This window comes from bacterium (assembly GCA_019912885.1).
Taxonomy (GTDB): Bacteria; Lernaellota; Lernaellaia; order JACKCT01; family JACKCT01; genus JAIOHV01.
Map to the genome: position 1 here is coordinate 59,568 of JAIOHV010000203.1, position 10,534 is coordinate 70,101.

The following is a 10,534-nucleotide window of genomic DNA, read 5'->3' on the forward strand; positions in this document are numbered from 1 at the left end:
GCGATGGAAAATCGGATCGCCATGTTAAGGCGAGGGCGCGAGCGGCACAACGCCGGCCGCGCGCATGCGCCCCGCGAACAGACCGAAGCGGTCGCCGCCGCGCCGGCCGCGAAGCGCCGTTTCGATGGCGCGGCTGCTGCCGACGACGACGACGCGGTCGCGCGCTCGCGTCACGGCGGTGTAGACGATTTGCCGGTTCAGCATGATGACGTGCTGCATCGACAGCGAGATGACGACGGCCGGGTACTCCGAGCCCTGCGACTTGTGAACGCTGACCGCGTATGCCAGCACCAGGTCGCCAAGCTGCGCGCGCGACACGGGAACGATGCGTCCGTCGAAATCGACCTTCACGCTTTCGCCTTGCGGATCGACCGAGGCGATTTGACCGATATCGCCGTTGAAGATTTCGCGGTCGTAATCGTTGGCGGTCTGCATCACGCGGTCGCGCACCCGGAACGTGTAGGGGCCGCGTTCGATCGACGGGCCGACGGGGTTCAACGCGCGTTGAAGCTCCTCGTTCAGGCGCGAAACGCCGGCCGCGCCGCGATGCATCGGCGCCAGGACGAGGATATCGCGGAACGGATCGAGTCCGAACGATTTGGGCAGCCGCTCGGCGACGACCTTGACGATCGTGGCGAGCGCGCTCTCGGGCGAGCCGCGTTCGAGAAAATGAAAGTCCGCGTTCGGATCATCGACAAGGCGCGGCATACGTCCTTCGAGAATGCCGAGCGCGTTCTCGATGATGAGGCTCTGTTCCTTTTGCCGGAACACCTCCGTCAAACGCACGACCGGAAACCGTTCGCAGCGCACCAGGTCCGCCAGAACATTGCCGGGGCCGACGGAGGCGAGCTGATCCGCGTCGCCCACGAGAACGAGGTGCGTGTGCGGCGCGATCGACGCGGTGATCGTGGCGAGCATCGGCAGATCGAGCATGCTCACCTCGTCGATCACAAGCACGTCAACGTCCACCCGCGCGCCGGCCTTGACGCGCGCGCCCGGGCGGAGCTGAAAGAGGCGATGGATCGTCGCGGCGGGACGGCCCGAGGTCTCCGAAAGGCGCTTGGCGGCGCGGCCCGTCGGCGCGGCGAGCACGCCTTCGCCCTTGAGCACATCGAGCACGTCGAGGATCGCGCGGACGATGGTCGTCTTTCCGGTGCCCGGCCCGCCGGTGATGACGAGAACCTTTTGCGTGCACGCGGCGACGACCGCGTCGGCCTGGCGTTTCGTGAGGTCGTACCCCTGCTTCGCGAGCCACGCGATCGCGCGATCCCGGTCGAAGGCGCGAAGGCGCGAGGGAGCGGATTCGAGGGCGCAGAGGCCGCGCACCGCGTCGACCTCCGCGTCGCGCAAGGACGGCGCGAACGCGAACGCGGGGCGCTCGCCCGTCGCCGGCTCGATGACGACAAGACCGCGCTCGACGAGCATCTCGCGCACGGATTCGACGCGATCGGGCGGCGTTTCGAGAAGGCGCGCGGCCCGTTCGAGCAGGCGCGGCCAGGGGTATCCCGCGTGGCCCTCGTCGATCGTTTCGCGCAGCGTGTGCACGACGCCCGCGGCCAGGCGTTCGGGCGCGTCGCGTCCGACGGAAAGCGCCTGGGCGATGCGATCCGCGGTCGCGAAACCAATGCCCTTGACGGTCAGGGCCAGTTCGTAGGGTTTTTGCCGGATCACCTCGGCCGCCCGATCGCCGAACTCGCCGATGACAAGCCGCGCGATGTTGGGCGCAAGGCCGACGCTCTGCAGGAAGACGACGATCTCGCCATAACGCCGGCGCGTCTTCCAGGCGTCGGCGATGGCTTTCGCGCGCTTGGCGGTGACGCCCCGGGCCTCGGCGAGGCGATGCGGCTCGTGATCGAGGATGTGGATCGTATCGACGCCAAAATGGTCGACAAGACCCTGGGCCGTCTTGACGCCGACGCCCTTGATGACGCCGGAGGCGAGATATTTGCGCACGCCAAGCGCGGTTTCGGGAAGGCGGAATCGAAAGGAGCGCGCGGTGAACTGGCGCCCGCGCCTGGTTTGCTCCCACGCGCCGCTGACCTCGATACGCTCGCCCGCGGCGATCCCCGCGAGCGGACCGGCCGTGACGGCGTCATCCGGCGCGTTGTCGCGCCTGATGGCGAGAACGGCGAATCCGGAATCCTCGTTTTCGAAAATGACCCTGGAAACCGTGCCGGAGAGGGTTTCGCCGTTTGCGGGCGCCGCGGCGTCCGTGATCGGAAAGAGACCCGGCGTCGAATCAGGCGTCATAATTCGACTTGCGCTTGTCCTCGAGAAGATCGAGCGCGGCGCGGCGGATCTCCATGTGAAGTGAAGGATCGTCCCTGATGTCGAGCAGATCCTTGCGCAGAAGCTGAGGCAGGAGATTGCGCGTGATGTTGACCGGCGCATAAGGGTTGCGCGCCACCGCGAGTTTCACCATGTATCGCGATATCCAGCGTTCGTTTCGAAAAATCGTCGAGAGGATCTTCGGATCGGCGGGCCGGCGCGCGGCCAGGCGCACCACGTCGGTTTCCGTCGTGCGCGGATTGGTCAGATACGTTTCGATGACGCGCGGCTCGATGTCGTAACGCACGCGCTCGCGCGTGGCCTTGTCGGTGGATCGCGCCTTGGCGACGCGTTCGCCGAGCGTCTTTTCGGGCAAGCCGTAGTTGAAAAACGCGTCCGCGACGCGGTCGGAGCGGCGCGCGGCCATGCCCTCGGAAAAAAGCGCGACGACGGCCTCGTCCTCGCGCCGGACCGCCATGTGATACAGACGGCTTTTCCGGAAGGGGTCGAGGCGCTCGACGAGCGTTTCGGGATGGACGACAAGCGCCCACGCGTCGCGGGCGTCCTGGTCGCCCGTGGTGGCCAGCTCGCGAATGATGTCGAGCGCGTCGAGCGTTTCGTCGTCGGTGTACGAAAGCAGACGCTCGCCGAGGAAATTGATACGAAGACGCTGGTCCAGCACGCGCTGCGCCGCGCGGACGAGATCCTGGATGCGCTCGTAAAAAAGTACCCGCTCCGACGGCAAGAATCACCTCCGGTCACGACAAAATAGCATTCTTGGCGGGCCGTTGCGAACCGGTCGCCCTCGCGCGCTCAGGCGCGCGGGAATCGCGCGGCTTCGCGCGCGCGGCGGCGGATCTCCCGGCGCTGGCGGAGCGCCGCCGGCAGATTTTCGAAGAGTTGATACCACGCCTCGATGAATCGTTTTTGAGTCAGGCTTTTATACGCCCAGCGCAGCGCTTCGTAGGGGAGGGTCTTCAAAAAAGTGCCCCACAAAATCCCCAACGGCGCGTTCTTGACGAGGATGAGGTAGCGGTTCGCGAACGCGCGCGCATCGACCGACGGCCCGTGATGCGGTGGGTTCTTGCGCGCGTGCGTTGCGAGGGCTTCCGGCACGAACAGGAATCGATAACCAAGTTCATTCGCGCGCCACGCGAGATCGACGTCTTCGTAATACGCGAACAATCGCTCGTCGTGGATCTGCCCCTCGACCGTCAATTTCTCGAGCACGTCCCGCCGCCACAACGCGCACGCGCCGGTCGGGCCGAAGATGTGCGTCTGCCCGTCGAACTGCCCCTCGTCCGGCGTGCCCGCGCCCCGATCGACGGGGGAGAGATTTTTGAGAGACAGCTCGATGCCCGTCGAGTCGATCAGCCGCGAGCCGCGTTCGGTGCGCCCGGGAAAGATGAGCTTGGGCTGGACCCCGGCGACGAACGGCGGCGCCTCGGCAAGCGATTCGACGAGCCGACGCAGCGCGCCGGGTGCGAGTATCGCGTCGGGATTTAGAAACAGGACAAATGGCGTTACCGCGAGCGCCGCGGCGGTATTCGCGCCGGCCGCGAACCCCACATTGCGCGAGCTTTTCAGAACGCGCGTTCGCGGCGTCGCTTCCGCGATGGCGATGCTATCGTCCGCGGATGCGTTGTCGTGCACGATCGCGTGCGTTTCGACGCCGTCCTGCGCCACGAAGGCCTCGAGGCAATCGCGCAGTAATGGCGCGGAATTGAAACTGACGACGCACGCCGTGACGGCAGCCGCGCTGGACGTTCGCGGGCGATCCGTGTCCATGCGTCCATCATGTCCATGACGCCCATAATGTCCATCAGGCTTGCGGCTTAGCGCTTCAGGCCCGCGCGCACCTTCTCGAAAGCATTGATCACGTCGTCGAAATCGCGATCGGTCATCCCCGGTTGGATCGGCAGCGAAATCTCGCGGCGCGCGAACGCGGCGGCTCGCGGGGTGTCGCGCGGATCGTGCCCCTGCTTGCGATAATACGGATGCGCGTTGACGGGGACGTAGTGCACCTGCACGCCGATGCCCTCGGCGCGCAACGCGTCGAAAACGCGGCGCCGTCCGCCGGCGAAGGCGCCATCCTCGATCAGGATCGGATAGAGGTGATACGCACTTGCCGTGCCGCCGGGGACGGCCAGCGGACGCGCGTCCGCGTCGCCGGCGAAATGGCGATCGTACATTTTCGCGATGGCCCGTCGCGTTGCCAGCCGTTTGTCGTAGCGCGCAAGCTGCGTCAGCCCGAGGGCGCATTGCATATCGGTGAGGCGATAGTTGAATCCAAGCTCCACCATCTCCGAATACCACGCGCCTTCGCGTTTGACGGCTCGCGGCGGCCGGACGATGCCGTGCGTGCGGAAGGTGCGCATGCGATCCGCGAGGCGCGCGTCGTCGGTGACGACCATGCCGCCTTCGCCGGTCGTGATCGCCTTGACGGGATGAAACGAAAACACGCCGACCTTGCCGAACGCGCCGGCCTGCGCGCCGTATCCGGTCGCGCCAAGCGCGTGGCAGGCGTCCTCAACGAGCACCGCGCCCGCGCGCCGCGCGATCTTGCGCAGCGCGGGCATGTCGCAAAGCGAGCCCGCGTAGTGCACCACGCCGATCGCATCCGGCTTTGCCGCGCGTACGCGCCGTTCGACATCGGCGGGATCGATGAGGCCGCTCGTTTCGTCGATATCCGCGAATTCGACGTCCACGCCGAGAAAGCGCGCGGCGTTCGCGGTGGCGGCGAAGGTCATCGCGCTTGTCAAAAGGCGCTTTCCCAGTCCAAGGCCGATCGCGTGATACGCGCCGTGCAGCGCGGCCGTGCCGTTGGCGAAGGCGACGGCGTGTTTGCGCCCGGCGTATTTCGCGAAGGCGATTTCGAATTCATCGACAAGCGGACCCTGCGTGAGATAGTCCGAACGCAGCACGCGCGCGACGGCCGCGATGTCGCGCTCGTCGATGAGGTGGCGGCCGTAGCCGAGTGTCTTGCGGCGCACCGGCTTGCCGCCGTCGATCGCAAGGAGCGGGCGCTTCATGCGGTATCCTTGGCGCCGGCGAGGATGTCGCGCAGGGTCGTCACGAACGGGATCGTCGTCGTCCAGTCCCACAGGCGTTTGGCCCGGTCGTTGCGTCCCACGAAAATCGGCACATCCAGCGGACGCAGTCTCGCGGGATCGACCTCCACGCGCACCTCCACGCCCGCAAGCGCGATGAGCGCGTTCAATACGTCGCCGATGCGATGCGCGACGCCGCTGCAAATGTTGACGGCGGACTCGCTCGCGGCGCCCGGCGTCGCCGCCAGGCGATAAGCGCGCGCCACGTCGCGCACGTCGGTGAAATCGCGGCGCGCGTCGAGATTGCCGACGAGAAGCACGGGCTCCGCATGGCCGTCGCGGATGCGGCGGATCTGGCTCGCGAAAGAGGGGATGGCAAAGCCCGGCGACTGCCCCGGCCCGATGTGGTTGAAAAGGCGCAGCGTCAGCGCGTCCAGCCCGTGCGCGCGCGCGTAATGCCTTACGAGACTTTCCGCGAACAGTTTGGAATGCGCGTAGAGCGTATGCGGCGCGGCGGGGCGATCCTCGCCGACGGGCAGGGCGTTTTCGGGCACCAGCCCGTAGACCTCCGCCGATCCCGCCAGGACGAAACGCGCGTGCGGCGCGGCAGCGCGCGTGGCCTCGAGCATGTTCAGCGTGCCGAGCGTGTTGATGTTGAGAAGCGCGTTCGGATGCGCATCGCCCGCGGGCACGAACGCGATGCCGGCGAGATGACAGATGGCGTCGGGCCGGACCGAATCGAGTGCCGTGACGCACGCGGAAGCGTCCGCGACGTCGACCGCGAGAATCTCAATGCCGGTGAAAAGGGCTCGAAGCAAGGTTGCGTCTTCGGGGCTGATGACGAAGGCGGAAACTTCGTCGCCCATTTCGAGCGCGTGACGGATGAGATGCCGGCCGGCGAATCCGGCGGCGCCGGTGACGCAAAGGCGCATCAGCCGCGCGCGGCCTTTTTGAGCAGTTCCAGGTCCGCGTCGACCATCATCTCGACAAGGCCGCGAAAATCGACCTTGGGCGTCCAGCCGAGCTTCTCCCGTGCCTTGCCCGGATCGCCGACCAGGTGATCGACCTCCGCCGGGCGAAGGAAGCGCGGATCCACGCGGACGAAGTCGTTCCAGTCAAGCCCCGCGCGGGCAAAGGCGATCTCGACCAGTTCGCGCACCGAATGCGCCTTGCCGGTCGCGATGACGAAGTCGTCCGGCGCGTCGGCCTGGAGCATCAGCCACATGGCGCGGACGTAATCGCCGGCGAATCCCCAGTCGCGCTCGGCGTCCAGGTTGCCGAGGGCGAGGTGATCCGTCAGGCCGAGTTTGATCCGCGCCACGCCGTGCGTGACCTTGCGCGTGACGAACTCGAGCCCCCGGCGCGGCGATTCGTGATTGAACAGAATCCCCGATGTGCAGAACATGTCGTACGATTCGCGGTAGTTCACCGTGATGAAATGACCGTAGCACTTGGCGACGCCATACGGCGAACGCGGGTAAAACGGCGTGGTTTCCTTTTGCGGCACCTCGCGCACCTTGCCGAACATCTCGCTGCTCGATGCCTGATAAAAGCGGATTTTCGGATTGATGCGCCGCACGGCCTCCAAGAGCCGCGTGACGCCGACGGCGGTGAACTCTGCGGTCAACACGGGCTGCGACCAGCTCGTCGGCACGAAGCTCATCGCGCCCAGGTTGTAGACCTCGTCCGGGCGCGAGGCCTCGAGCGCGAGCATCAGCGAGTTGTCGTCGAGCAGATCGCCTTGCACGATCGTGACGCGGTCGCGGATGTGCGCGATGCGCTCGTGCGTTTCGGAGCTCGAGCGACGCACCATCCCGAAGACCTCGTAGCCTTTTTCGAGAAGGAACTCGGCGAGGTAGGAGCCGTCCTGTCCGGTGATGCCGGTGATGAGCGCGGTGGGCATTTCAGTTCTCCAGGGTCAACGCGAATCCGATCGTGATCAATCCGGCCGTCAGGCAATAGATTCCGAAAACCGGAAAACGCCGTTTGCGCAATAGCGCGAACAGCCACGCCAGCGCAACGTAACCCGAAACGGCCGCGGCGAGGAATCCGACCGAAAGCGAGACGAGGCGCGTGGAGTCCATGGCGTCGATCTTCGCGATTTGCAAGGCGGTCGCGCCGAGAATCGCCGGGACCGACGCCAGAAAGGAAAAGCGCGCCGCCTCTTCGACATGGACGCCAAGAAACAGCGCGGCGGAGATCGTCGCCCCCGACCGGCTGATACCCGGCGTGATCGCCACGGACTGTGCCAGCCCGATCAGAAACGCGCGCGCGATGCCCAAATGCGCGGAAGGATCGCGAGCGAGGAACCGCAACGTCGAAAGTAGCATCACGCCGGTGACGCACAACATGATTCCGACCACAAGCACGGAGCCGAACATGCGCTCGAACGATTCCTCGAATGCCAGGCCGACGATCGCCGTCGGGATGGACGCGACGACAACGAAAACGAGCCAGCGCAGGCCCGCGTCTTCACGCCAATGCCTGACGCGCTTCAGGTCGCCGGGAAGCCGCGCGAGGGCGCCGGCGATCTCAGACAGTTGCGGGCGAAGAAAGATCAGGGCGGCCAGAAGCGTGCCGGCGTGTAGGACGGTGTCGAGCAGAAGATCGGGCTCGGCAAGGCCCAGCAGGTGCTGGCCAATGACCAGATGCCCCGAGGAACTGACCGGCAGGAATTCGGTCAGGCCCTGAACGATGCCAAGGATAAACGAGCGCGCGCTTTCGTCGATCATATCGCGGGATTACGCGGGAATCTGAAGCAGGCGGCGAACGCCGGAGACAAGCGCCTCGGAGCTGACCGGTTTTTGGAAAATCTCTTCGCATCCCGCCGCGAAGGCGCGCTCGCGAACCTCCGGCTCCTGGCGGCTCGTCAGCATGACGACGTTGATGCGTGACCAGTCCTTGCGATTCTTGATGATGCGGCAAAGCTCGTAGCCGTCGAGCCAGGAGAGCGCCGGGTCCATGACGATGAGGTCCGGCTGCGAAACCGTCAGCATGCGCACGAGCTGCATTCCGTTGTCCGCCGCAAGTGCGACGAGGCCGGCGCGCTCCAGCATGCCCGTGAGGTGCCGGCGCGAGGCCGGGTCGTCGTCCACGACCAGCACCGTGCGTCCTTTGCGTCGCCTGCGCATTCGCGGCTCCTTCCCCGTCGCATTTAACCCCAAGGCCGCGCCGCCGCAAGCGCACGGGGCTTCGCCGATCGATTTTACGCGATTTTCCCGCTTCGCGATCCCGGTCCCCCAAAGAAAAGGGCCGGCATTCGCCGGCCCGATGGCAATTGGAGGAGGTACGTCCTACGCGCCGGCGTAGGAATGCAATCCGGAAATCACGAGGTTCACGCCGAGGTAGGTGAAAATGACGCTGACGAAGCCGACGATCGCGATGATCGCGGTCTTGCGTCCCATCCACCCCTTGGTGACGCGCGTGTGCAGGTAGAGCAGGTAGACGACCCAGGTGATGAGCGAGGACGTCTCTTTGGGATCCCATCCCCAATAGCGGCCCCAGGCGTTGTTCGCCCAGATCGCGCCGGAGATGATGACAAACGAAAGCAGCGGGAACGCCACCATCACCGCCTTGTACGTGATGGTGTCGAGCGTGCGCGCGGCCGGCAGATGGTCCATCATCTTGTCGCGCACGCCGTCGAGCACAAGGCTCATCGCCGCGAAGAAAAACGCGGTGACCACAAGCGCGAAGCCGTACACGTTATGCGCGAGCGTGAAGTTCGCGACCGTGGTCGAGGAGCGGCCGATGTGGAAGAGCATCATGCCCATCAGCACCGTCGGCAGGAAGTGCGCCCAGAACGAGAAACGCAGCTTTTTCGGATCGCTCGTCTCGCGGTTACGCCAGGATATCACCGCGCTAGCGATGAACAGCGCGAACACGACGAACGCGAACGTGCCGACGCCCTTAAGCTCGACGTAGTTGAAAACGGGCGGATTCGAGCCGGGAACCTGGTCCTTGTAGAGTTGCCCGTTGTGCATCACCGACCGGACGAACGGGAACGAGCCGAAGATCACCTGCCCTTTCGTGACCATCACGATGCAAAGCGCGGAAAGCGCGCTCGCCGAGCCGTGGAACCAGGGCATCGAAAGACCGTCGCGATACAGGTAGAGCACCGCGAAGGCGAACGCGACGATGAACATGCTGTAGGAGATCGATGCGCCGAACACGTGCAGATGCAGCCAGATGCTTTGCAGGGCGGGCATCAGCGGCGTGATCTCCTTGTTTCCGGACATCGACGCCAGGCCAAGGGCGATCATCACGAGCGGCACCACGAACGCGCCGACGACCTTCACCTTGTATTTCCACTCGACCACCGCGTACGAAATCACGAGACCCCACGAGAAGAAGACGAGCGACTCGTACAGGTTCGTCCAGGGCGGATGCTCCCAGCTTGCCGCGATCCAACGCAGCGCCAGGGCGAGCGTCATGGTGGCGATACCGGTCAGAAGGGCGCCAAAACCAACGATCCAGGGGATCGTCGTCCGGCGGACGAGATACGTCGTATACCCGATCGTCGAGACGATGAAGATCAGGAACGACAGGTCGAAGAACCCGATCGCCACGCCCGCGGATCCGCCCTCGCGGAACGAGCCGAGCATGGCCTGCACGAATTCATGCATGACCCGCCTCCTTCCCCTTCGCGCCGCCGCAGCAGCCGTCCGGGGATTCGCCCGCATGGTCGAATCCGGCGTCCGCGTGCGCGCATTCGGCGTTATCGGCCGGGGCCGCCGCCGCGTGGTCGCATCCTTCGTGCCCGTCAAGCGCCGCGTGCTTTGCCTGCGCCGCGCTCGCCTGGGCCGCTTCCGCGTCGGCGCCCGTCGCGAGCGTCACGCTCCAGGTCGGGTGCTCAAAGGGATGGACGCCCGGCATCTTCGCAAACAGCCAACCGTCGAAAAGCTCCTTGTCGCCCTCGGTGATCGTCACCTTGGCCGCGGGGTTCTTCAATTCGGCGGTGACCGACGAGATACGCGCGCTGTCCATGTAGAACGCGGGCAGGAAAGCCTTGACGGTGAGGGTAAGACCGGAGTCGCCAAGCTTGACGCTCTCGCCGACCGGCACGCTGATCGTCGTGGGCTCGCCGCCTTCGCGCTTGCCGAAACGGATATCGACAGCCTTGTACTTCTCTTTCACCTCTTCGGGCACGACAATCTCGTATTCCTTTTTCTGCATGCCCATGCCGGCGCCCATGCCGCCGGCGCCCATGCCGCCGGTAC

Annotated in this window: 10 protein-coding genes; all 10 read right to left on the minus strand. The window is 65.5% G+C overall.

Features of this window, described 5'->3' with window-relative positions; all coding sequences use genetic code 11:
- Positions 1-24 precede the first annotated feature (24 nt).
- Entirely contained in the window at positions 25-2,250 is a 2,226-nt protein-coding gene (locus tag K8I61_18155) for an ATP-dependent RecD-like DNA helicase (GenBank protein MBZ0273968.1), read from the minus strand.
- Positions 2,240-3,013 carry a hypothetical protein gene (locus K8I61_18160; protein MBZ0273969.1) on the minus strand — a complete coding sequence of 258 codons (774 nt, stop codon included), beginning with the start codon at positions 3,011-3,013 and terminating at the stop codon, positions 2,240-2,242. The genes K8I61_18155 and K8I61_18160 overlap by 11 nt, the downstream gene beginning before the upstream one ends.
- 68 nt (positions 3,014-3,081) lie before the next feature.
- A complete protein-coding gene (locus K8I61_18165; GenBank protein ID MBZ0273970.1) occupies positions 3,082-4,056 on the minus strand; it encodes a glycosyltransferase family 2 protein in 975 nt (324 codons plus the stop codon).
- Positions 4,057-4,103: 47 nt separating this feature from the next.
- On the minus strand, positions 4,104-5,300 hold the full coding sequence (gene pseC, locus K8I61_18170) for a UDP-4-amino-4,6-dideoxy-N-acetyl-beta-L-altrosamine transaminase (protein ID MBZ0273971.1): 1,197 nt from the start codon (positions 5,298-5,300) through the stop codon (positions 4,104-4,106).
- Positions 5,297-6,250, minus strand: coding sequence for a GDP-mannose 4,6-dehydratase (locus tag K8I61_18175; protein MBZ0273972.1), 954 nt, complete (start codon positions 6,248-6,250; stop codon positions 5,297-5,299). The genes pseC and K8I61_18175 overlap by 4 nt, the downstream gene beginning before the upstream one ends.
- Positions 6,250-7,221, minus strand: coding sequence for a GDP-mannose 4,6-dehydratase (gmd, locus tag K8I61_18180; GenBank protein MBZ0273973.1), 972 nt, complete (start codon positions 7,219-7,221; stop codon positions 6,250-6,252). The genes K8I61_18175 and gmd overlap by 1 nt, the downstream gene beginning before the upstream one ends.
- A gap of 1 nt (position 7,222) precedes the next feature.
- Positions 7,223-8,050, minus strand: coding sequence for an undecaprenyl-diphosphate phosphatase (locus K8I61_18185; GenBank protein MBZ0273974.1), 828 nt, complete (start codon positions 8,048-8,050; stop codon positions 7,223-7,225).
- 9 nt (positions 8,051-8,059) lie between these two features.
- The gene (locus tag K8I61_18190; protein MBZ0273975.1) at positions 8,060-8,449 is read right to left on the minus strand and encodes a response regulator; all 390 of its coding nucleotides are present in this window, start codon (positions 8,447-8,449) and stop codon (positions 8,060-8,062) included.
- Positions 8,450-8,611: 162 nt separating this feature from the next.
- The gene (gene ccsA / locus K8I61_18195; protein ID MBZ0273976.1) at positions 8,612-9,940 is read right to left on the minus strand and encodes a cytochrome c biogenesis protein CcsA; all 1,329 of its coding nucleotides are present in this window, start codon (positions 9,938-9,940) and stop codon (positions 8,612-8,614) included.
- Positions 9,933-10,534, minus strand: a 602-nt coding sequence (locus tag K8I61_18200; protein MBZ0273977.1) for a DUF2155 domain-containing protein, incomplete at its 5' end; no start/stop codon positions are given. The genes K8I61_18200 and ccsA, both read right to left, overlap by 8 nt.

Bases quoted from the DNA above. Each gene is read 5' to 3' on its own strand.
- ccsA (MBZ0273976.1), bottom strand. From the start codon at position 9,940: ATGCATGAATTCGTGCAGGCCATGCTCGGCTCGTTCCGCGAGGGCGGA.
- K8I61_18185 (MBZ0273974.1), bottom strand. From the start codon at position 8,050: ATGATCGACGAAAGCGCGCGCTCGTTTATCCTTGGCATCGTTCAGGGC.
- K8I61_18165 (MBZ0273970.1), bottom strand. From the start codon at position 4,056: ATGGACACGGATCGCCCGCGAACGTCCAGCGCGGCTGCCGTCACGGCG.
- K8I61_18175 (MBZ0273972.1), bottom strand. From the start codon at position 6,250: ATGCGCCTTTGCGTCACCGGCGCCGCCGGATTCGCCGGCCGGCATCTC.
- pseC (MBZ0273971.1), bottom strand. From the start codon at position 5,300: ATGAAGCGCCCGCTCCTTGCGATCGACGGCGGCAAGCCGGTGCGCCGC.
- gmd (MBZ0273973.1), bottom strand. From the start codon at position 7,221: ATGCCCACCGCGCTCATCACCGGCATCACCGGACAGGACGGCTCCTAC.
- K8I61_18190 (MBZ0273975.1), bottom strand. From the start codon at position 8,449: ATGCGCAGGCGACGCAAAGGACGCACGGTGCTGGTCGTGGACGACGAC.
- K8I61_18155 (MBZ0273968.1), bottom strand. From the start codon at position 2,250: ATGACGCCTGATTCGACGCCGGGTCTCTTTCCGATCACGGACGCCGCG.